This is a genomic window from Pseudomonas sp. B21-047, from assembly GCF_024748775.1.
GTDB lineage: Bacteria > Pseudomonadota > Gammaproteobacteria > Pseudomonadales > Pseudomonadaceae > Aquipseudomonas > Aquipseudomonas capeferrum.
The window spans coordinates 3,082,304-3,103,841 of the sequence record NZ_CP087169.1; the positions used below are offsets into that span (position 1 = coordinate 3,082,304).

Genomic DNA, 21,538 nt, shown 5'->3' on the forward strand with positions numbered 1-21,538 from the left:
TAACCTCATTGCCCAACTGGGCCAGGTTTTCCGTGTCCGCTCCATGAAGCCCACATTCCAAGCGACTACCTGAAGCCCGATGCTGCGCTCCCGATTTCTTTCTGGAGCCAGTCCGCCATGATGCGTCCCGACAGCAAAGTCGAAAAAGTTTACCTCTACCCCAAGCCTGTGGATTTTCGAAAATCCATCGACGGCCTCACCGCCCTGGTCGAGCTGGACATCAAAGTCGCCGTGTTCGACCCCGTACTTTTCGTCTTCCTCAATAAAGCCCGTAACCGCATCAAGGTGTTGTACTGGGAGCGCAACGGCTTCTGCCTTTGGCTCAAGCGCCTCGAAGCCGAACGTTTCAAAACTTCCCCCGACGCCACCGACGAAGCCATCGTCCTGACCGTCCAGGAACTTAACTGGTTACTCGACGGCTTCGACCTCTGGCGCAACCGTCCACATCAGGTTCTGACACCCCGTTTCGTTGCCTGACCCGGTATAATCCGGGGCATGATTTCCTTGCCCGACAACCTTCCAGACGATCCCGTACTACTCAAGCAGATGTTGCTTGAGGCCTACGAAGCACGCTTGCGCGAGCAGGAAGTCAACGAAGCCTATGCCACCCACATCGTCGACCTGAAAGAACAGATCAAGCTGCTGCGTGATCGCCTGTTCAACCGCAAATCCGAGCAGACGGTCGATCCCAATACGCCGCAACTGGCAATGTTCAACGAGCCGGAAAGCGAGCCGTTGCTGGCCGTGGTTGAGGATGCGGACGAAGAAGTCGTTGCCCCAGTCAAACGTCGTGGCAAGCGCAAACCGTTGTCGGCTGAGCTGCCACGTGTCGAAGTCATCCACGACTTGCCCGAGCACGAGCTGACCTGCGTCTGCGGTTGCCGCAAGCATGTGGTTGGCGAGGAAACCAGCGAGCAGCTCGATATCGTGCCGATGCAGATCCGCGTGCTCAAACATGTGCGCAAGGTCTACGGCTGCCGTGGTTGTGAAGCGGCGCCGGTCACCGCCGACAAACCGGCACAGCTGATCGAGAAGAGCATGGCCAGCCCCAGCGTGCTGGCCATGCTGCTGACCACCAAGTATGTCGATGGTCTGCCGCTACATCGTTTTGAAAGCGTACTGTCCCGGCATGGCATCGAAATCCCCCGGCAAACCTTGGCCCGCTGGGTAATCCAGTGCAGCGAACACTTCCAGCCGCTGCTGAACCTGATGCGTGAGCGGTTGTTGGAAAGCCCGGTGATTCACTGCGATGAAACGCGGGTGCAGGTGCTCAAGGAACCGGATCGCGACCCGACCAGCCAGTCCTGGATGTGGGTGCAGGCCAGCGGGCCACCTGATCGACAAGTCGTGTTGTTCGACTACACCACCAGCCGTGCGCAGGAGGTACCGTTGCGCCTGCTGGAGGGCTATCGCGGTTATGTCATGACCGATGATTACGCCGGTTACAACGCGTTGGCATTACAGCCCGGTGTCGAACGGTTGGCGTGCATGGTTCATGCACGACGCAAGTTTGTCGAGGCGCAAAAGGTGCAGCCCAAAGGCAAGACGGGACGTGCCGATGTGGCGCTGGCGATGATCAACAAGCTGTATGGCATCGAGCGTGAACTCAAGGATGTCAGCGATGACCAGCGGTTCATCGGTCGCCAGGAACGAAGCCTGCCGATCCTCGGCCAGTTGAAAAGCTGGCTGGACAAGACGCAGTCCCAAGTCACACCGCAAAGCGTGCTGGGCAAGGCGGTGCACTATCTAGCGAACAACTGGAGTCGGTTGGAGCGCTACGTCGAGGCCGGCCATTTGCCGATCGACAATAACCTGGCAGAGCGTGCGATAAAGCCGTTTGTCATCGGGCGCAAGGCCTGGTTGTTCAGCGACACGCCCAAGGGTGCTGCGGCCAGTGCACAGATCTACAGCCTGGTCGAGACCGCGAAGGCCAACGGCCAAGAGCCCTATACGTGGCTGCGCCACGTACTGGAGCGGTTGCCGCATGCCTCGTCGGTAGAGGACTACGAAGCGCTGCTGCCGTGGAACTGCTCACCGGAGATGCAACGGTAAATCGAAGCTCCATCTGGCGGTAGGTGGGGTTCATGGATCGCACTCGGTTTTCCCGCGTCTGATAACTTGATCGTAGCTCATGGTCTTCCTCGCTCGGGATCATTTTTTGGGCAGACATAATTGCTGAAATCCCGGCCACGACAGGCCGCCATCCGTCAGTCCCTTGGCACCCTGTCCTCAGCTTATAGCCCAAGAGATGTACTCATCCTAATGGGAGATACATCATGAAACGGACTAGTCCGCAGACCCTGCTGCTCGCCCTTTGCCTGGGCGTCATTACCCCTATGGCCTCCGCGGCCAGCGATATGAACGACAACGGCGCAGGCTCGCCTGGTACGCCAGGCGCAAACACCAGCCAAGGTAGCCCTAGCGGCGGCGCAGCAAGTGGCTCTGGTACGCCCGCAGATGCCATGGGCACCGGCGCAGGCACCGAAAGAAACGGAACCGACAAAACAGGCGGCGATGGGACTGATCACACGGGCTCGGGTAATAGCGGTACCGCCGGCCCGGGGCGTAGCACCGGCGGCAGTGGTACGGGTAGCAGCGGTGCCGGTGGGGGCGCAGGTGGCAGCGGTGGGGCAAGCGGTGGCTCGGGTGGCGGCGGAAGCTAAGCTCGCGGCTGCAACTTACACCGCGTCCGGCTCTACCAGCCACTTCTTGAACTTCGCCGGAGAGCCGGCATAAAGCGCATTGGCGACAACATCCTCAGTCACCACACTGTTGGCCGCAACCACACTGTTCTGGCCAATGTTGACGCCCGGCAATATCACGGCGCCCGCGCCTATCCATGCATTGTCGCCCACGGTGATCGGCGCAATGTAGTCGTTGCTCTTGCGCCGATCCGGGTGGACATCGTGGCTGGTCGTGCACAGTCGTACCTGTGGTCCCAGCATCGCTTTGCGCCCAATGCGGATAGTTGCCTCGTCGAGTAACACGCAACCGCTATTGATAAACGCGCCCTTGCCCAGTTCCAGGTTGCCGCGCTCGAAGTAGATCGGTGGGCGAATGACAACGCTGCCTTCAGTGCGAATACCCGCCTTGGCCATAAGGCGATTAGTCTGCTTCTTGCCCAGATCATGGGTATCCAGCAATCGCATGAGCTGGCGTGGGGTCAAGCTACGTTTGAGTTTTGCGATGAATAAAAACAAGCGGTAAACCCAATGAGGTGATGGTTGCTTAAGGTCGGATTGTCGACCCATGCGGCAAGCATGGCCGAGCTGAAGCACTAACGGGCCCGTGCCAAAGGTACACTTTATATAGCGCCGTTTTATCGGCGACCTTGCACACTTCTTTAGCCGATCGTGTCGGGCTCATGGTAATCGCCCCTGCAGCCCCTGGCCACCCATCCACCCTGGACGCAAACCCAGTAACCCACCTGCCCTGCTCCGTAGTAGCGTCTCGGCCTCTACGAACTTCCAGGTCCGTCACTTTGAAACCCATGGACCTGGGCGATTCAGACCAGGAGGTCAAATGCAGCGTGTTCAGGTGGTTGATCAAGCAGCTTTGGATTCGGCACTGATAGCGTTTGCCCGCTACAAAACCGGAGAAACAAAACTCTTCGATCTAGAGCGTGCAATGAGCTTTGAAGTAGGTGAAGCCCTGTCGAGGAGCGAGCTGGTGCGATTCACGATTACCAAAATGGTGTCGGGTCGGTATCGCATCCGTGATGAAGGAGAGAACGCCATCACCGATGCCGGGCGGGCTCGCCTCGAGGTGATTCGAGGCTAGCGCCGCCCTCAATAGCGCGTTTAGCCAGCTTCACCTCTAGCGCAGGGCAGGTATGCACCTCCCGCTTAGCATCGAGGTGAAGTCCCACGGCCAGTTCACAACGAATAAACAGGTCCTGCTTCAGGTGGCCAGAAGATACGCGGCGGCACCCTTGATCAAGCGCCAGGGCTTCCAGAGTGAAAGGTGCTCGAACAACCTGCTGGAGTTGCCCGCCAAGCCTGCAATCCAGAGATAGACGAACCACTTCCGTAGCAACCTGAGGGTTTTCTTTGTTTTCACTCGCAACAGTCAACACACCTTGATCAATGCCCCTGCCAGCAAAAATGAGTAGCACGTGAACACGCACACACTCTGGCAGACAAATCGGTTCCAAAAAAAGCGGGATTAGACCGCCTGTGACCGGCATTCTACAAGGGTCGCCGTTTAAGTTTTTAACGCATTTCAGCGAAAACCATCAGGGTCAGCTAGAGTTTTTCATGAGTTCAAACACCGTGAGATGACGATCATGCTAAAACAAGAAGCGGACGACGTTATTGAGCGTATCAGGGACGATCTAAAACGGCACGGGGTGCTGATCGGCTACGATCCAGAGTTCACCACGCCTGAATTCGGCTGCGACCTGGATCACCACGTTGCTCAGATCAGAGAAGATCCGGAAAGCCATGTCGTGCGCATCGTGATCCATGACGAAGGCTTGTGGGCGCAGCTCAGACAGGGGTCCGTGTATCGCTGCGTCGTCAGTGAATGTAAAGGGAAGCTATTCGGCATGCCAATTACCATCGAACCTCGAACCGATGCGTCCTACACCATCCAGTACAAGCTATGAAGCTTCTGCAGGGTTGTCTAGCGGCAGGACTGCCCTGCAGATCGAAAGCCGAACAATTCAGTGAAGCCCACTCGGCCTCTCAGGCCTTAAAGTGCTGGTTTCCGCCCATGCCTGTGTGCATCTTTCTCTCTTCGCCCATCGCGCGCGCCTGCCAGTGAGGGGTAGATACGTGCGGTTCGAACCTGCAACCTCAATGGCGCCGCCCCCTAAGACACTGGGGATCAGATACCCCCGTATAACTGCCGCCATACCTATGCGACAATAGGCTCAATGTCTGGTCTCAACCCCGCATTTATCGCCCAACAGCTCGGGCATGGCGTGCAGATGCTCTTATCGACTCATGCGCGCTGGATTGGCACGTCCAACGACTGGCAGGAGCTGGAACCGCTCCAGATTGGTCCGAAATGGGCTCGCAGCTGCGACGAAGCCACGTAAGTTATTGATAGGTAAGCTCCTTTGATCTCCACCGCTAACATCACCATGCGGTTTCTTGGAGGTGTTTGGCGGTGACAAAGGGTTGATTTCATTGGGTCGAACGCCCCTCCATCCCCCGGCTTTCCCTTCAAGTGGTATCAAAATTGGTATCGCTCGCCTCAGACCACCAGCTCATCGCCTTCACGCCCTGAAGTCAAAAGCCTCTGGCGATTGCGTCGTCACGTAGTGCGCCAGGTAGTTGTCCAGCACAGTCTCTGGATCATCGAGCAAACGATAATCGGCCAAGTCACCGTTCTTCACGTGATAGACCTTTCCGTCGCACTTGCCTTCGTCAAGAAACAGGGCATCACCCGCATCAGTCAACAGCCAGCAACACAGTGAGTGCACGGAACTCGCCTGGATGCTTTTGACGAAACCCCTGACCAACGCCTTTTTCACCCCGCGCAGTACTCGATAGCGCTCGATTCTCAGACGTCCGCAATAGGAAAACGGGGAGTTAGTCCATTCCATGGACTTATAGGAGCATTCGGTCAACATAAAGGACCAGAAATAGCGATACAGCTCCTTCCAGCGGGGCGGTAGCATCGCGCAGTCTTGCTCGAATTCAGGACCCTCTGTTTCAAGTGTAACGGGCGCCAGATGGAAGAACAGGTTCAGCCCACGCCCTTCAGCCGCCATTGATGCTAACCAGTGACCTTGAAACAGCTTGAGCAGCACTATCGGCGCCGCATACTCACGCTCGATAGCCGCCACGGTACGAGGAAAGGCCGCGGCAAAGCCAGGAAACATTTCGCCGACTGACGAGCCCAGCCCATCGACCACAACGCTGTACAGGAGCGGCCTCAGTGCGTCGTCAAGATCAGCCGAGTTCACGGCCACTAAATCGTATCCATCCTTGTCAAGCATCACTTTTCCCTATTTGAATTCCATCTTCAGAATGCCTGTATCGGCCGGACAAAGCTTATCACCGGCAGCACTCACTCCCTCTACTGATTGGGGATGCCAATAGCTGCGGGCTTGTTCAGAGCCTCCTTAGCAGTCCGTGAGCGTGAAAGACCGTCTCTCTCGCAGCAAAAAATAAGCACTAGCCGCCCAAGCACCGCTTACCCGGATTTGCAATCCGATATAAGAATCTCCGCCTAATGCGCCCTTGGCGGTAAAATCAGTTCCAAAACGAATCGAGATTGATCGAGCTGTAACCCGCATTCTACAAGGGCCGGCGTTTCAGTTTTGGAACCGATTTTCGCTCTCCTCCGGCGCTCTGCCGACCTACTCCCAACCCCTTTACGTCCTGAAGTCAAACCCTTCTGGTGACTGCGTCGTAACGTAGTGCGCCAGGTAGTTGTCCAGCACCGTCTCCGGATCTTCGAGCAGGCGGTAATCGGCAAAGTCATCGTTCTTAACGTGATAGACTTTCCCATCGCACTTGCCTTCGTCAAGAAACAGGGCATCGCCCGCATCAGTCAACAGCCAGCAACGCAAATAGTGCTCGGAGTTCGCCTGGATGCTTTTGACGAAATCCCTCATCACGGCCTTCTTCACCCCACGCAACACTCGATAGCGTTCGATTGACAGTCGTCCGCTGTAGGAAAACGGGGTGTTGGTCCAATCGATGGACAGATAGGAATCTTCGGTCAGCATGAAAGAATTGAAATAGCGATACAGCTCCTTCCAACGAGGCGGCAGCATCGCACATTTTCTTTCGAACTCTGCACCCTCTGCTACAAGTGTCTCAGGTATCAGGTAGAAGAATAGGTTTAGCGCGCGCCCTTCAGCCGCAAGCGACGCTATCCAAGTATCCTGAAAACGCCTACACAGCACTATCGCCACCGCATATTTCCGCTCGATCGCCGCAACGGTATGAGGAAAGGATGCGGCAAAGCCGCGAAACATTTCGCCAACGGATGCGCTAAGCCCATCGATTACCACGCTGTTCAGGCGCGCTCGCTGGGCCTCCCCAACATCGACAGCGCTCGTGCACACTAAATCGTACCCATCCTTGTCAAGCATCATCCATCCCTATTCGAGTTCCAACTTCGAAAGCCTGTATCGGCCGGACGAGTCATTTCTCCAGCTCCGGTATAGGCCCGGTCATGATCGGTACTAACTAGATCTCTCTTGCCCACACCACCATGCGATTATTTTCGCGGTTTTGAGCGGTGTTGAGTGCAGTGTTTCCGGGGGGTTCAGCCTCTCAAGAACGCACAAAAACGCATGCATTGGCCCAAGAATTGGCCCAAGAATGGCTTCCAGTTTCGAGGCCCAGGCCAAGCCGTTTCCCGGATTTGCAATCCGATAGAAGAATTGCAGCCTCAAGCTGGTTTGGCTAGGAAATCAGTTCCAAAACGAATCGAGTTCTACCGGGCTGTAACCCTCATTCTACAAGGGTCGCCGTTTCAGTTTTGGAACTGTTGTTAGTGACGACCTCATCGCCGGTAAGCCAGCTCATGCCGTTGCGGCACACGGGCTCACGCTGTAACCGGCGGCGACGGCTTGGACACTCAGTGCTGTGATGGCAGAATGACTCCCCGTCAGAAATACAAGGACGATGCACATGACGTTGGACGATCTCGCTCAGATCCTGGAGGGCCACTTTAGCCCCAAGGCCCGTGACATCACGCGCTTTGCGGGCACAGGCTACTCGTTTGAAGAGTGGTTCAACTGGGAACAATTTATCGCTTTTACCGCTCGAGAATTCGAGTGCAATCCCAAGCCAGGCTATAAGAGACATTTTGCCGAGCACGCATCTTCATCTTCCCAATTAGGCGACCTCGCGATTTGGGCGAAGGATGGCACAAGCTGGTTGGTGGAAACGTCGCTGGTCCATGCCTATACGCTAAACAAATGGAAAACTAAGATTCTAGAGGACCGGAGAAAACTCCAAGGTGCCGTTGGGCCAAAAGTTCGAAAGGTTCAGTTGATCTTGCTGTGTAGCGATGTAGAAACAGACCTTCAGGCCAAGTGGGCCTACTGGTTTGAGGGTATGCCCTTCTGGGCAGCGCCGGACGCAAAAAAATGCTTAAGCGATGGTGAGCAGGGTGAAGTGTGCTTGTTACTATGGGAGGTAGAGTAACAAAAGCAGGTGCAGACGAGGAAAGGCTCCTACAAGTCGGCAACCGAGAAATAACATTGACCCGCTCGTTCAGCTTGTCAAAAGTAGCTTTTCGATGTCAGATTCGGATCGATAGGAGCCAATCGCTGTACCTGCTGATCCCGCCGATGTCGTAAGACTGCTGCTTGGCAGCGGTTTTCAAGACCGTGGGATAAAGCCACATCCCATTTGGACTGTACCGAAAAATCGATTCCAAAACAAAGACGAAACGGCACGGCTACAGTCCGCATACTGCCAGGGTGCTCGTTTCAGTTTTGGAATTGATTTTCGACCTTGATCGAGCGCCACTGTACATGGAATAGAGCGCCCTATAGCGTTACCTGTCGTTACGGAAAATTTGCGTACTTAAGGCTATATCCTATGATGATGTGATTTCTGAATACCATCCACTCGGACGGATCCACTGATGCCCAAAGCATGCCCCTTCTGCTGCAGATCATCACCTGACATCAAGTTCAGCAACGAACATATCCTACGCGACAAGCTGAATGATACCTTTCCACCGATTGAGAGAAGCGTGGAATGGGCAAGCAGAGTTTCCACCACAGACGGATCGTCATCGCTTTCCAGGCGCCTGATTCCACAAGGGCCATTTGATAGAACTGTTAACTCCGTTTGCGAGCAATGCAATGGGGGCTGGATGAACGCGCTCGAGGAAGAGGTCGAGGGCAGCCTATTAGATCTTCTCTACGGAAGGACGGTTAGCCCGCGCGAAAATCGGCAACTGGCATTAGCCCGCTGGGCCGTGAAGACAGCGGGCGTCTACTCTCTCCTACACAGAGATGGCGTTCCTGGCTTTCCGGACGAGCATTTCCCTCACCTACGAGACAGCTACGAACCACCGCCATGTACTTATGTGTGGCTTTGTGAAAATGGGTTCGACCACAACAGCTTTATGAGGTATCGGAGGGGTCATGTCGCATCAGCGCCGGGGATGTCCTTCTATCTCTATACATTGAGCGTAGGCCGAGCTGTCTTCTTCGTTCTGGGAGCCAAATCACAAGCCACCATCTCGAAGATTCTTGTTGAAGTCGGGTTACGGGATACACTGGCCGAAAGGCTGTGGCCACTAACTGAGAACAAGCCAATCGAACGGCTCGTTGTGCGAAACAGAGATGACATGCTGATGTTTTCAGATCTGGTCTTCCCATCCTACCAGCACCTTTTGTGATCACGCATCTCACGAGTTTCCGGTAATGCAGCAGTAGCGTAAGAAATCAACCACAGTCCGCGCCATCAGCGGCCTGTGAATCGAGCACGTCTAATACTGTTCCAACAGTTTCGACAATTTCCCCCCAGCAAAACCGAGATCCTTTTTCGCAGTTTTAGACAGCTCTCCCTCACTGCCGAGCCCGCTCGGCGGCTCAAGCTGCCTCTTCATCCTCAATCAGCGCCCACAGCCTAGCCGCCTCGGCAAACTCAAGCATGTCGGCCAACTGGTCTGTGTCAACGTCGCTACGTCGGTGCGCGGAAATCGCGAGTTCGGCAAGCACTGCGGCCCTGCCATCGGGATCGGCTACCAGAGCGGGCTGGTCATTGAGTTCGGCTAACCAAGCCGCTGGCAGGCTCAACACTTGACCGTCCACAGCTGATCGATCCGCGTGGTATAGGATTGGCTCATCATCTCCCTCCTTATTCCCCAGTCCGGTGTCGCCGGTACGCTGGCGGCTCGCATTGTCCCGATCCCCCAGCGCTCGTTGATGTCATCCATCACCTGCATCAGTCGGTCATATGCCACCGATTGCTTGAGCGCAAACAAGTCCTCTGAAAACTCACCTGGTTGCCGCAGGTCCATCAGCAGCACCTCTGCCTTGCTATACCGAAAACTCTTTCACAGTCAGGCAACCACCATCACGATCAACGCGCCAAGCGTGGCCTCAATCAGCTGGCGAACTGGGCGGGTTTCCTTGCCGTCGAACTGAATGCGTAACCAGGTCAGGGCGAATGTCAGGCCCATCGCAAGGCCGTTCTCTCTCAGGGCGGTAAGAACCAGCACCCAGAAGGATGGGTCTTTCTCAGGTGGCATATGGGCCATCTCAGTTCCTCCCGTTGCGGGGAGCGGAAAAAGAAAAGGCCCGCCGTTATGGCGAGCCATTGGAATTGATACGGAGGACTGATACACCTCAGTCTTGGCAGCTTGAGATCTTACCTTCTAAGTTTCTTTAACTCTTCTTGCTCTTTTTGAATCTTTTGTAGTGTTTCGTTCAAGGCAGCATTTTTTTGATCTAGGGCATTCAACTTCGTCTCGATCGACTCGCTACCAATCCCGGTAACATAATTTGCTACCAAATACGGGTTTGCACACTTAGATGTTGCTCTTCCGGCTGCAGCCGACCGGACAGGGAAAGGCTGACTCACGTCTGACGCAGTAGCAACGTCTTCGCGAACTGCCGCCCCCACCGCGAGCAGCCCGTTGATACTTGAGGACGGACCAATACCCAAAGCATTTGCATTGTTGACTGCCACCGCAGAGGCTCCGGAAAGACCGCTAAAACCAGCAATCATCCCAGCGTTAGCAGCTGCGTTTGCGGCAGTTAGTGCAGGCGCAATCACTGCCCCAGAAAATAGACCAACTAATGTCCAGCTCCAGGCGCCCCTTGCCCTTTTTGAGGCTTCAGCAGATTTGACTCCGAAAAAGTCCATGCACACCTGAAGTCGCTCATCAATTAGATCGTTCTGCTCTGCAATGCTAAAAACTGGAGGGGAATCGTCCGATAAATTGGCTGCGTACTCGTTCTGGTTTTGGCCAGTTGAGCATCCAATCAACGTAACTGCCGTAGTCAATAACAGAATTGCTCTCATTCATATCCCATCCATGCCATATGATCTCATTTAGCTATTAGCTCATAGCTAGCCGAAATTCAAGACAACATAGCCAAACAGGCTAGTGAATAGTTTTCCGAATGAGCCACAAAGAAAGCCCGACGTATTACGTCGGGTTTTACACAGGATTCTGGAGAAAGCTATGCCTCCAACAGCTTGATTCTGACACCGCGTGACGTTGCAAGCTGACGCCAGCGCAGGCTGCGCGACAGAAGCTGGACAATCCAATGCGTGGCACAACTGTTGAGCATGACGACGCCCGAGCCGTGACCTGCTGGAAGTGATCAGCAGGCGGCGGTGCCGGCGCGGCAAGCGGCCTGTCCTGTTTACCCGACTGGATGCTGCGTGGCCCAGACCAGGCCGGCAACGAGCGCCAGCTCTCCCCGCACGAAACCCAACCCGAACCTACACCCGCTCTGGCGCCTGGGCGCTGGATTGATGAGAGGTATCAGCTGTGAGCGCAGTAACTGATCAAGATGTTGAATTTGCGCAGGCTGTGGTCGCCCTGGCGCGCCAGCACGGCATGACCGGTATTTCCATGGAGTTTCGGCAGAACTTCGACCTGGCCCAGGTGACCGGCTGCTACTGCGGCAAGCGAATCACCTGGTCGGAAGGTCGCCACGGTGACTCCAGCGATATCAAGTTCCGCACCGAAGCTGAAGCCTCATTCCCAGAGCTTCCCGAGGTGCAGCCATGACCGACCTGATCGAAGCAAAGACGTCCACCTACTTCCTGCAGGCCGCCACCGACGTACAGGCCGAGCGCGGCAAGCAGTACGACGCACCGGACGGCACTCGCAGCATGGTGAAGACGGTCCAAGCCTTCAACGCCATAACCGGCCGCGATCTCACCGAAGCAGAAGGCTGGCTGCTGATGCAGATCGTCAAGGACGTGCGCCAGTGGCAGAACCCCAACAAATACCACGAGGACAGCGCGTTGGATGGCGTGGCGTACGCCTCACTGAAGGCTGAGGCCCTGGCCGCTGGAGACAAGCCATGAAAACTTTCGGAGAAATCATCGAGGCGGCGAAATCGGGCGACTGGCCTGACTACGACGACCTGCGCCTATCAATCACCATCAAAATCACCATTGGTCCAGGTCGTGGAGACGTTGTATCTGGTGCTTGTACTTGCACACAGTCTGATAGGTAGCGCTCGCGGTCCCAGTGATGAGAGCACCTATCACACCGCAATCTGCCTCTACGAACTGCTCCCACGCTGCCTGCGCCTGGGGCATCATGGCCGGTACATTTTTCGGGAGCCACCCTTTGTCGACGTCCTCCTGTGCGCTGGCAAAAGCCTTCTGGTACTTCTCTTTCACCGCATCCTTAGCCGCCTCCCGCATTGCATATGCGCAAAGACCTGAATCCTGGGTGGTTTTGGTCTCCGGCTTCCTCAAGCACTGCTGCCAATCGGCCTCCAGCTTCGCCGCGTACTGACGCACCGCTGCATCCCGTGCTGCATTCTCTGCTTCTTCCCCGTGCAGCTCGGCGTGGGCTGCGCCCACTACTACCAGCACCGCGCCTGCGATACCGGCCTTGATAGCGGTCTTCATTGTTCTCATTTCCCTGAGTGATAGCCCGTCCGGCGTGGTGCCGTTCCAGGCGGGTTTGGCTCGGCCAAAAGCCGGGCTGAGGTGATCCCTAACGCATTATATGCGTTGCCATCACCATCGAGCTGGGCACCGCAACATTTCAACCGCAATCAAGGCCCCGATCAGAGCGCGCGATCAGCTTCGGCAAGATCGAGACGCCCTGCTGGATGCCGGAGGACACCTTCTATGACCCTACCCCTGATGTACATGGCCTACCTGATCTATAGGGGGCCGCGATGAGCGACGCACCAATCGAACCGCAGGATTACATCTACGGCGTGAATGTCGTCCAGATTGAGGACCTGCGAGTTGCACGAGGGCTCACTCGTCGACCTGCCTGCGCCTGCCGACACAAGAAGCTGGTCTACGACGACAAGGAGCGGCGCGTCTGGTGCAGCGACTGCGAAGCAGAAGTCGAGCCATTCGACGCCTTCCTCGGCCTGGTGGAAGTGTTCAGCGCCGGAACAAACAGGATCAATCGGCGCGCGGCCGAACTGGCCGAGGCCGAGAAATTCCAGATCCGCAGCCGCGCCGCGAAGGTTATGGATGAAGCCTGGCGCAGCACGAAGATGGCTCCGCTTTGCCCTCACTGCAATAACGCGCTCCTGCCCGAGGACGTGGTGGGCGGCCTCGCCAGCATGTCGAAAGAGTTCGTCATGGCCGATCGCAAGCGTAAAGCCAGTCCCAAGCCGAAGTAACCCCTCCCCCTACTACTCAAGCCCGCCGACGGGTCGTCCAGAAGTGCGTCGCGGCTAGCAACACCCCAGGTATAGCCATGCCCAGGCCGCTGTAGATGAATGCAGGCTGATCTGACAGCAGCCCTCCCATAACGAACCCGATGCTCGTCGGTATGAGCGTGACCGCTACGTAGCCAAACGGTTTCCTGGCTTCCTTTGCCATTTCAATGCTCCTTGTTTTGGGGGCACTATTTAAACATGCGTGCCCGCCCCTGTGTGCGGGCGAGGAACCTCTATGTCTGAACGCAAAACGATGTGCATCTACCATGGCAACTGCGCTGACGGCTTCGGCGGCGCCTGGGTCGTCCGCAAGGCCTTGGGCGACCAGGTTGAGTTCGTTGCCGGCGTGCACGGCCAGGAACCGCCTGACGTTGAAGGCAAGGACGTCATCATCGTGGACTTCAGCTACAAGTACGAAGTCATGGCCAGACTGAGCTGGAAGGCTCACAGCATCATCATTCTGGATCATCACAAGTCGGCGGCCGAGGACCTGGGTAAGTTCCCGCCCTTCCACGCTGGCGTTCGGCACGATGGCCGGCACGCCGACGGCACGGTCGCGCTGGGCTGGGAAAGCGCGCACATCTTCATGAATTCGCAGAACTCCCCGGCTATCGCCTGCTGCTTCGACATGAACCGCAGCGGCGCCATGCTGGCCTGGGACCACTTCTTCCCCGGGCAGGAGCCGCCAATGCTACTGCGCCACATCGAGGACAGGGACCTGTGGCTGTTCCAGTTGGATGGAACCCGCGAGATTCAGGCCAACCTATTTAGCTATCCCTACGACTTCGAAGTCTGGGACACGCTCATGGCGACTGATGTGCAGACCCTCCGCGCGGACGGCGCCGCGATTGAGCGAAAGCACCAGAAGGACGTTGCCGAGCTGGTGGCTGTGACCAAGCGCCGCCTGGTCATCGCCGGTCACGATGTGCCTGTGGCCAGCCTGCCCTACACGCTCACCAGCGACGCCGGCCACCTGATGTCGCAAGGCGAGCCGTTCGCAGCCTGCTACTGGGATACACCGGAAGGCCGAGTCTTCAGCCTGCGCAGCAATGATGATGGCCTAGACGTCTCGGAAATCGCTAAGCAGTACGGCGGTGGTGGCCACCGCAATGCCTCAGGTTTCCGAGTGCAATTTGGCCACGAACTGACCAAGTAACTCCCCCTCCTTCAACAAAGCCCGGCGGCAACGGCTGCCGGGCGAGGATGACCTATGTCTGCAATAAACCGATTCCACGAAGTCGCCAACGATGCACTGGTAAAAATCAGCAATCACCTGACGGCCGAAGCCAAGCTGTCACTAGTGATCTACACCCCGGGCGAGCCAGAGCAAGACATCCTCCTCAAGGGACCCGGCGTCGATACAGACGAGGTCTTGAACACCATACGCCGGCGGGGCGGCCTTAGCCTTGATGGTGACAACGCCTACAAGCGCGGGATATGCGATGTAGCCGTAGGCGCCATGGCTGCCGGGAAACAGAGCATCAACCAGCCGCCCGAGGGGCATTGGGGTCAGCGGTTCTGGGATATCGGCCGGGCTGAGAGGGCACTGCAGGAAGAGCTGATTCAGGCGCTCCGACTGGTCCGCAAAGAACTGGACGCCTGCCAGCAGGTGATTCACTACGCCGGTGGCTTCGATCCGGCTTACGTCGATGACGCCCAGGTCGCTCTCAAGGCTACTGACGCAGTCTTGGCCAAATCCCCTCTCTGACCACCGACCTGCCGCCACCGGCGGCGTGGAGACCATCCATGGAAACCGAAACTACCGGTGACGTCGACAAAGTCACCGAACAGCGAATGGCAGAACTGATCGGCTGCACTAAACGCTCACTGGAGCATCGGCGCTTGGATGGGAAGATCCCCGCAGGCGTCTGGATGAAGCACGGCGGCCGGATCATCTACAGCAAAAAGAGGTATGACGAATGGCTGGAAAGCCAATGGGTTTACCCCGTGGGGTCGAAATCTTCCGCAACTCCCTCCGCATTCGTTTCACATGGGACGGTATCCGTCGATGCGAAACGCTCCCCTATCCCCCGACACAAAAAGGGATCAAGGCTGCATCCAACCTTCGCGATCAGGTAACCAGTCTCAACAAACTCGGCCTCCTTGACCAGGACAAGTACGCAGAGCTGTTCCCGAGTTCACAGGCTGCGGTCGGCGGTAAGCCGACCTTCGGCGAGTATGCACAGCTCTGGCTCGACAGTCGGGAAATCACCCGGGGCACGCACAACAACTATAAAAGCGCCCTGAACCTCTACTGGGTACCACGACTGGCCATGGTCCGTGTCGACCTGATCACGACCAACCTCCTCCGCCGCGTCATCATTGAAACCGAGTGGACCTCGGCAAACGTGAAGCGCAATGCGATCACCCGATTGTCGACGATCCTTGCGGCAGCGACCCGGGAGGGCCTGCTAGTCAAGAACCCCGCCGAGCTAATCGAACTGCCGAAGCGGTCGAAGAAGGAGATTGACCCATTCAGCCTGGCGGAAGCCAATACCATCATCGACAAGTTTTACCAGCACAAGCACTGGCCCAGCCTCATCTACGCCGCTCTGTTTGAATTCATGTTTTTCACCGGGCTCCGCCTGTCTGAGGCCCTGGCCGTGCGCTGGGACGTGATCGACATGGAGAGAAGGACAGTACACGTCAAGAGGACCGTCGCTCTGGGCGAGGTTGAAGAAAGGACGAAAACTGGCAGGGACCGGTTCGTGCTGCTGAACGATCGGGCCTTGCGTGCGATTCAGTTTGCCCGGCAGTACGCGGATCGCCGGAGGGATGGCAAGGGAGCGGTGACCGAAACACCGTTCCTGTTCCGCCGTCGAAGAACGCCGAGTACGTGAACAGACCTCCGACCTCCACAAACAGTGGGTGCCTGTACTGAATGAATTGGGGATCAGACGTCGCCCCCCATACAACTGCCGTCACACCTATGCGACAATATGCTTAATGTCCGGCCTCAACCCCGCATTTATCGCCCAACAGCTGGGTCACAGCGTTCAGATGCTGCTGTCGACGTATGCCCGTTGGCTTAACTCAAGCTCCGACTGGAGCGAGCTGGAAAAACTCAAGATTGGTATCAAATCGGTATCAGCTGAAAGCCCAGCGTCGTAAGTTACTGATAGGTAAGCCCTTTGATCTCCACCGCTAACATCACCATGCAGTTCGGCTCCAAGCCGCTGTTTGAAAACGTTTCCGTCAAATTCAACAACGGCAACCGCTACGGCCTGATCGGCGCCAACGGTTGCGGCAAGTCGACCTTCATGAAAATCCTCGGCGGCGACCTCGAGCCGTCCGGTGGCCAGGTCATGCTCGAGCCGAACACCCGCCTGGGCAAGCTGCGCCAGGACCAGTTCGCCTACGAGCAATTCACCGTGATCGACACCGTGATCATGGGCCACGGCCAGCTGTGGAAGGTCAAGGCCGAGCGCGATCGCATCTACTCGCTGCCGGAAATGACCGAGGAAGACGGCATGGCCGTCGCCGAGCTGGAAACCGAATTCGCCGAGATGGACGGCTACACCGCCGAATCCCGCGCCGGTGAACTGCTGCTGGGCCTGGGTATTCCACTGGAACAGCACTTCGGCCCGATGAGCGAAGTGGCGCCGGGCTGGAAGCTGCGTGTGCTGCTGGCCCAGGCACTGTTCTCGGACCCGGACGTGCTGCTGCTCGACGAACCGACCAACCACTTGGACATCAACACCATCCGCTGGCTGGAAACGATCCTCACGGCGCGTAACAGCACCATGATCATCATTTCCCACGACCGGCACTTCCTGAACAGCGTCTGCACCCACATGGCCGACCTGGACTACGGTGAACTGCGCCTGTTCCCAGGCAACTACGACGAGTACATGACCGCAGCGACCCAGTCGCGCGAGCAACTGCTGTCGGACAACGCCAAGAAGAAAGCGCAGATTGCCGAGCTGCAGACCTTCGTCAGCCGCTTCTCGGCCAACGCCTCCAAGGCCAAGCAGGCCACCTCGCGGGCCAAGCAGATCGACAAGATCCAGCTGGCCGAGGTCAAGCCGTCGAGCCGGGTCAGCCCGTTCATTCGCTTCGAGCAGACCAAGAAGCTGCACCGCCAGGCCGTCGTGGTCGAGAAGATGGCCAAGGCCTTCGACGACAAAGTGCTGTTCAAGAACTTCGACATCACCGTCGAAGCCGGCGAACGCGTTGCGATCATCGGCCCCAACGGTATCGGCAAAACCACCCTGCTGCGCACCCTGGTAGGCGAGATGACGCCGGACGCAGGCTCGGTGAAGTGGACCGACAGCGCCGAAGTGGGCTACTACGCCCAAGACCACGCCCACGACTTCGAGGACGACCTGAGCCTGTTCGACTGGATGGGCCAGTGGACCTCCGGTGAGCAGGTGATCCGCGGCACCCTCGGGCGCATGCTGTTCTCCAACGACGAGATCCTCAAGTCGGTGAAGGTGATTTCCGGTGGTGAGCAAGGCCGCATGCTGTTCGGCAAGCTGATCCTGCAAAAGCCCAACGTGCTGGTGATGGACGAACCGACCAACCACCTGGACATGGAGTCGATCGAGGCGCTGAACCTGGCGCTGGAAAACTACCCAGGCACGCTGCTGTTCGTCAGCCACGACCGTGAGTTCGTGTCGTCGCTGGCCACCCGCATCATCGAGCTGTCGCCGGACGGTGTCGTCGACTTCAGCGGCACCTATGACGACTACCTGCGTAGCCAGGGCGTCGTGGTCTGAGGTAGCTGAGATGGCCTGGCCCTTTTGAGCTGGCCAGGCCGGTCTCTTCGCGGGTGAACCCGCTGCCACGATGTGGAAGCGGGTTTCCCAGCGCTCGATACACTCAACGAATAATTCGTTAGCCTGCTTTCATTTCCTTCGCGCAGCGGCCATGATGAAACAACGCCCCACCGCCTGCCCGCGAACGAGCCCATGACCGCGCAACAACCCGCCCCCGCCAGCAACACCTTCAACATCACCCTGCAGATCCTGTCGATCGTCTTCTATACGTTCATTGCCTTCCTCTGCATCGGCCTGCCGATCGCGGTGCTGCCCAGCTATGTGCACGACCAGCTCGGCTTTGGCGCGGTGATCGCGGGGGTGACGATTGGCCTGCAATACCTGGCCACCCTGCTCAGCCGCCCGTTCGCCGGGCGGGTGGCGGATACCCTTGGCGGCAAGCAGGCGATCCGCTTCGGCTTGCTGGGCATCGCCAGTTGCGGGGTGCTGACCCTGCTATCGGCATGGACGCTGACGATGCCGCTGCTGAGCCTGGCGCTGTTGCTGGGCGGTCGCTTGCTGTTGGGCATCGCCCAGGGGCTGATCGGTGTGGCCACCTTGAGCTGGGGCATCAGCCAGGTCGGCCCGGAGCACACTGCCCGGGTGATCTCGTGGAACGGTATCGCATCATATGGCGCCATTGCCATTGGCGCGCCTGTGGGTGTGCTGGCCGTGGATGGCCTGGACTTCAGCGTGCTGGGGCCGACCTTGCTGGTGCTGGCGCTATTTGCCCTGCTGGTGCTGCGCAAACGGCCAGACGTGGTGGTGGTGCGTGGCGAGCGGCTGGCGTTCTGGTCGGCATTCAGCCGGGTTGCGCCCTGCGGCCTGGGCCTCACCCTGGCGTCGATCGGCTACGGCACACTGACCACGTTCGTCACCCTTTATTACCTGGAGCGCGGTTGGGCCGGTGCGGCTTGGTGCCTGAGTGCCTTTGGGGTGTGCTTCATCATTTCGCGGCTGATGTTCGTCAACGCGGTCAACCGGTTTGGCGGCTACAACGTGGCGGTGGTGTGCATGGCCACCGAGGTGGTCGGCTTGGGCCTGCTGTGGCTGGCGCCCTCGCCGCCTTGGGCACTGGCAGGCGCCGGGCTCACGGGCTTCGGCCTGTCGCTGGTGTACCCGGCGCTGGGCGTCGAGGCCATCAAGCAGGTGCCCAGCAGCAGCCGCGGCGCAGGGCTGGGTGCCTATGCGGTGTTTTTCGACATGGCCTTGGCCATCGCTGGCCCGGTGATGGGCGCGGTGGCCGTGCACCTGGGCTATGCCTCGATCTTCTGCGTCGCAGCCCTGCTTGCGCTGGTAGGCGTCGGCTTAACGCTGCTGTTGGCGCGGCGCAGCCGACGCGGCTGAGCGCTGGTCCGGCGCTGGCGCGCCCAAGGTCTGGCTGAAGAAGGCTGCGGTGTCGCGTTGCAGCGAGTGGTGAATATGCCGGCGGTCGACGCCGTCCGCGTCCTTGCACAGTGCCGGCATGCGCGCGCGCTGTTCATCGTCACAGCGCGCCATGAACACAAAATGCCCGGCGCCGGCCAGCAGGCGGTAATCCGGTGTGATGGGCAGCTTGCGGGCCAAGGCTTCGGCGTTGCGGTCCACAGCCACCAACTGGTCACTGTCACCGCTGTAGATCAATGCCGGAATATGCACCCCGGCCAGCGCATGACGGCCGAACAGCAGGCTCAGGGGCGCCATCAGCATCACCGCCCCCACCCGTGAGTCGGCCTCGGGCGCCAGCTCGCTGCGGTCGGCAATCAGCACGCCATGGGTCTTGCAGGCGTCGGCATCGCCGGGGCGCTCCAGGCAGTACTGGCGCAAACGGTCCAGGTCGGGTTGCGCCCCCGACACGATCAGCGCCGTTTCGCCCCCCGCCGAATAACCGATCACACCGACCTTGCCATCGTTCAGGTAGGGCCCCAGCAGCGCATCGTCACGGGCCGCCGTGATCGCGGCGCTGACCTGCAGCGGCCGGCCATACAGGTTGCTGAGGGTACCCAGCCGGCTGTGATCGCGCGCGTTGTCACCCGGGTGCACGACCGCCACCACCACGAACCCCTGGCGCGCCAGGGCGGTGGCCAGGTAATGCAAGGCCAGCGGGCTGCCGGTATTGCCGTGGGAGAGCACCAGCAAAGGGAACTGCCCCAGCGCTACCGGGGCTTCTTCGGCGACATCGACCGGGTAGCCGTCGATACGGCTGCTGCGGGTGGCGCCAATGGCAGGGTAAAACGCCAGCGCCTGCATGGGCCGGTCATCGACGGGGTCGGTCAGGGTCATGTGGTGCAGGCCGGCGACCCACGGCGCGGCTTCGGCCTGGGCCAACAGGCCGCCGAGCAGGACCAGCGCCAGCAAGCAGCGAGGGATGTTCATCGGCCGGCTGTTCCGTGCAGGGCGAAGGGATAGCGCCAGCATAAGGCTGCTGCCGGCAATGACAGATGAAAACTGGATGAAAAACGCGCCATGCTGCCAGCACCAGCGCCCTATGCAATTGCGCTTTTCCACGAACCCGTGGCATAGATGCAGGTCAACGTCTTTAGCTGACCCTTTCGCGGCATTCAAGGAGCACCCCATGAGCAAGCCCCCTTACGCCCCACCCAAGGTCTGGCGCAATGACGCGGCCTCCGGTGGCCAATTCGCCAGCATCAACCGCCCGGTTGCAGGGCCAACCCACGACAAGGCGCTGCCAGTGGGCAAGCACCCTCTGCAGCTGTACTCCCTGGCCACGCCCAATGGCGTGAAGGTCAACATAGCCCTTGAAGAGCTGCTCGCCCTGGGCCACAGCGGCGCCGAATATGACGCTTGGCTGATCCGCATCGGCGAGGGCGACCAGTTCTCCAGCGGCTTCGTCGAGGTAAACCCCAACTCGAAGATCCCCGCCCTGCTCGACCGCAGCGTCGAGCCACCGGTGCGGGTGTTCGAGTCGGGGGCGATCCTGCTGTACCTGGCAGAAAAGTTCGGCGAACTGTTGCCCAAGGCCGCAGCTGCACGTACCGAAAGCCTGAACTGGCTGTTCTGGCAGATGGGCGCTGCGCCGTACCTGGGTGGCGGCTTTGGCCACTTCTATGTCTACGCACCGGAAAAGTTCGAGTACGCCATCAACCGCTTCACCATGGAAGCGAAGCGCCAACTGGACGTACTCGACCGCCGCCTGGCCGAAAGCCGCTACCTGGGCGGTGATGAGTACAGCATCGCTGATATCGCCGTGTGGCCGTGGTACGGCGAACTGGTGCGCGGCAATCTTTACGGCGCGGCGGAGTTTCTAGCGGTGCACGAGTACCCCCATGTGCAACGCTGGGCCGAAGCGATCGCCCAACGCCCCGCAGTGCAACGCGGGACGCGGGTCAATCGCACCTGGGGCGACGAGGCCAGCCAGGTGCCTGAGCGGCACTCGGCGGCAGACCTGGATTGACTGCCCGGGGCCGCCGTGCGGCCCCGACAATGCCCGCCTGCATAAAACCATTTGCCCCTGCGCAAACCTGCGTACACCAAT

General features: G+C 58.5%; 22 protein-coding genes and 4 pseudogenes. 17 read left to right on the top strand and 9 right to left on the bottom strand.

Annotated elements, in window-relative coordinates:
* Positions 1-117: 117 nt before the first annotated feature.
* A complete protein-coding gene (gene tnpB, locus LOY26_RS13875) occupies positions 118-477 on the top strand; it encodes an IS66 family insertion sequence element accessory protein TnpB (protein ID WP_009687920.1) in 360 nt (119 codons plus the stop codon).
* An 18-nt stretch (positions 478-495) separates the two neighbouring features.
* On the top strand, positions 496-2,052 hold the full coding sequence (gene tnpC / locus LOY26_RS13880) for an IS66 family transposase (RefSeq protein WP_258713658.1): 1,557 nt from the start codon (positions 496-498) through the stop codon (positions 2,050-2,052).
* Positions 2,053-2,678: 626 nt separating this feature from the next.
* Here the strand turns inward: tnpC and LOY26_RS13885 are convergent.
* Positions 2,679-3,251, bottom strand: coding sequence for a DapH/DapD/GlmU-related protein (locus tag LOY26_RS13885; protein WP_238338587.1), 573 nt, complete (start codon positions 3,249-3,251; stop codon positions 2,679-2,681).
* Positions 3,252-3,522: 271 nt separating this feature from the next.
* On the opposite strand from LOY26_RS13885, the gene LOY26_RS13890 reads away from it, so the two are divergent.
* The 3 genes and pseudogenes from LOY26_RS13890 to LOY26_RS13900 all read left to right on the top strand — a co-directional run.
* Entirely contained in the window at positions 3,523-3,780 is a 258-nt protein-coding gene (locus LOY26_RS13890) for a hypothetical protein (RefSeq protein ID WP_186655665.1), read from the top strand.
* A 505-nt stretch (positions 3,781-4,285) separates the two neighbouring features.
* Positions 4,286-4,606 (top strand): hypothetical protein, encoded by a 321-nt coding sequence (locus LOY26_RS13895; RefSeq protein ID WP_033700074.1) that lies wholly within the window; start codon positions 4,286-4,288, stop codon positions 4,604-4,606.
* A 228-nt stretch (positions 4,607-4,834) separates the two neighbouring features.
* Positions 4,835-5,041 (top strand): annotated as a pseudogene (locus LOY26_RS13900) (site-specific integrase); the annotation flags it as partial.
* A gap of 180 nt (positions 5,042-5,221) precedes the next feature.
* Here the strand turns inward: LOY26_RS13900 and LOY26_RS13905 are convergent.
* Together LOY26_RS13905 and LOY26_RS13910 are read right to left on the bottom strand one after the other, a co-directional pair.
* Entirely contained in the window at positions 5,222-5,947 is a 726-nt protein-coding gene (locus tag LOY26_RS13905) for a hypothetical protein (RefSeq protein WP_047583057.1), read from the bottom strand.
* A 378-nt stretch (positions 5,948-6,325) separates the two neighbouring features.
* On the bottom strand, positions 6,326-7,051 hold the full coding sequence (locus LOY26_RS13910; RefSeq protein ID WP_152604595.1) for a hypothetical protein: 726 nt from the start codon (positions 7,049-7,051) through the stop codon (positions 6,326-6,328).
* Positions 7,052-7,595: 544 nt separating this feature from the next.
* Between LOY26_RS13910 and LOY26_RS13915 the strand changes: the two genes are divergently transcribed.
* Together LOY26_RS13915 and LOY26_RS13920 are read left to right on the top strand one after the other, a co-directional pair.
* The gene (locus LOY26_RS13915) at positions 7,596-8,114 is read left to right on the top strand and encodes a hypothetical protein (protein ID WP_258713659.1); all 519 of its coding nucleotides are present in this window, start codon (positions 7,596-7,598) and stop codon (positions 8,112-8,114) included.
* A gap of 679 nt (positions 8,115-8,793) precedes the next feature.
* Positions 8,794-9,324 (top strand): hypothetical protein, encoded by a 531-nt coding sequence (locus LOY26_RS13920; RefSeq protein ID WP_258713660.1) that lies wholly within the window; start codon positions 8,794-8,796, stop codon positions 9,322-9,324.
* Between the two features lie 396 nt (positions 9,325-9,720).
* Here LOY26_RS13920 and LOY26_RS13925 read toward each other — a convergent pair.
* From LOY26_RS13925 to LOY26_RS13935, 3 genes and pseudogenes are all read right to left on the bottom strand, one after another.
* Positions 9,721-9,978, bottom strand: a pseudogene (locus tag LOY26_RS13925) (DUF4113 domain-containing protein); the annotation flags it as partial.
* Positions 9,979-9,990: 12 nt separating this feature from the next.
* The gene (locus LOY26_RS13930) at positions 9,991-10,188 is read right to left on the bottom strand and encodes a phage holin family protein (protein WP_047583081.1); all 198 of its coding nucleotides are present in this window, start codon (positions 10,186-10,188) and stop codon (positions 9,991-9,993) included.
* A 110-nt stretch (positions 10,189-10,298) separates the two neighbouring features.
* Positions 10,299-10,955 (bottom strand): hypothetical protein, encoded by a 657-nt coding sequence (locus LOY26_RS13935; protein WP_152604594.1) that lies wholly within the window; start codon positions 10,953-10,955, stop codon positions 10,299-10,301.
* A 248-nt stretch (positions 10,956-11,203) separates the two neighbouring features.
* Here LOY26_RS13935 and LOY26_RS13940 point away from each other — a divergent pair.
* The 3 genes and pseudogenes from LOY26_RS13940 (at position 11,204) to LOY26_RS13950 (ending at position 11,975) form a co-directional block, all read left to right on the top strand.
* Positions 11,204-11,434: pseudogene (locus LOY26_RS13940) on the top strand (hypothetical protein).
* A complete protein-coding gene (locus LOY26_RS13945) occupies positions 11,431-11,673 on the top strand; it encodes a hypothetical protein (RefSeq protein WP_047583051.1) in 243 nt (80 codons plus the stop codon). The pseudogene LOY26_RS13940 and the gene LOY26_RS13945 overlap by 4 nt, the downstream one beginning before the upstream one ends.
* Positions 11,670-11,975: a hypothetical protein gene (locus LOY26_RS13950; protein ID WP_258713661.1), complete on the top strand. Its 306-nt coding sequence runs from the start codon at positions 11,670-11,672 to the stop codon at positions 11,973-11,975. Before LOY26_RS13945 ends, LOY26_RS13950 begins: the two co-directional genes overlap by 4 nt.
* An 84-nt stretch (positions 11,976-12,059) precedes the next feature.
* On the opposite strand, the gene LOY26_RS13955 is transcribed toward LOY26_RS13950, so the two are convergent.
* Positions 12,060-12,530, bottom strand: a complete 471-nt coding sequence (locus tag LOY26_RS13955) for a lysozyme inhibitor LprI family protein (protein ID WP_258713662.1) — start codon at positions 12,528-12,530, stop codon at positions 12,060-12,062.
* 275 nt (positions 12,531-12,805) lie between these two features.
* Here LOY26_RS13955 and LOY26_RS13960 point away from each other — a divergent pair, with 275 nt between their 5' ends.
* Positions 12,806-13,267, top strand: a complete 462-nt coding sequence (locus tag LOY26_RS13960) for a hypothetical protein (RefSeq protein WP_047583050.1) — start codon at positions 12,806-12,808, stop codon at positions 13,265-13,267.
* Between the two features lie 16 nt (positions 13,268-13,283).
* On the opposite strand, the gene LOY26_RS13965 is transcribed toward LOY26_RS13960, so the two are convergent.
* Positions 13,284-13,469, bottom strand: coding sequence for a hypothetical protein (locus LOY26_RS13965; protein ID WP_258713663.1), 186 nt, complete (start codon positions 13,467-13,469; stop codon positions 13,284-13,286).
* A gap of 72 nt (positions 13,470-13,541) precedes the next feature.
* Here LOY26_RS13965 and LOY26_RS13970 point away from each other — a divergent pair, with 72 nt between their 5' ends.
* From LOY26_RS13970 to LOY26_RS13990, 5 genes and pseudogenes are all read left to right on the top strand, one after another.
* The gene (locus LOY26_RS13970; protein ID WP_238347518.1) at positions 13,542-14,462 is read left to right on the top strand and encodes a DHHA1 domain-containing protein; all 921 of its coding nucleotides are present in this window, start codon (positions 13,542-13,544) and stop codon (positions 14,460-14,462) included.
* Between the two features lie 54 nt (positions 14,463-14,516).
* Entirely contained in the window at positions 14,517-15,014 is a 498-nt protein-coding gene (locus LOY26_RS13975) for a hypothetical protein (RefSeq protein WP_258713664.1), read from the top strand.
* Between the two features lie 211 nt (positions 15,015-15,225).
* Positions 15,226-16,417: pseudogene (locus LOY26_RS13980) on the top strand (tyrosine-type recombinase/integrase).
* A gap of 20 nt (positions 16,418-16,437) precedes the next feature.
* On the top strand, positions 16,438-18,024 hold the full coding sequence (locus tag LOY26_RS13985; protein WP_047583047.1) for an ABC-F family ATPase: 1,587 nt from the start codon (positions 16,438-16,440) through the stop codon (positions 18,022-18,024).
* A 192-nt stretch (positions 18,025-18,216) separates the two neighbouring features.
* Positions 18,217-19,410: an MFS transporter gene (locus tag LOY26_RS13990; protein WP_186655668.1), complete on the top strand. Its 1,194-nt coding sequence runs from the start codon at positions 18,217-18,219 to the stop codon at positions 19,408-19,410.
* Here the strand turns inward: LOY26_RS13990 and LOY26_RS13995 are convergent.
* The gene (locus tag LOY26_RS13995) at positions 19,372-20,418 is read right to left on the bottom strand and encodes a dienelactone hydrolase (protein ID WP_258713665.1); all 1,047 of its coding nucleotides are present in this window, start codon (positions 20,416-20,418) and stop codon (positions 19,372-19,374) included. The genes LOY26_RS13990 and LOY26_RS13995 overlap by 39 nt on opposite strands.
* Positions 20,419-20,617: 199 nt before the next feature.
* On the opposite strand from LOY26_RS13995, the gene yghU reads away from it, so the two are divergent.
* Positions 20,618-21,457, top strand: a complete 840-nt coding sequence (gene yghU, locus LOY26_RS14000) for a glutathione-dependent disulfide-bond oxidoreductase (RefSeq protein WP_186655672.1) — start codon at positions 20,618-20,620, stop codon at positions 21,455-21,457.
* Positions 21,458-21,538: the final 81 nt, after the last annotated feature.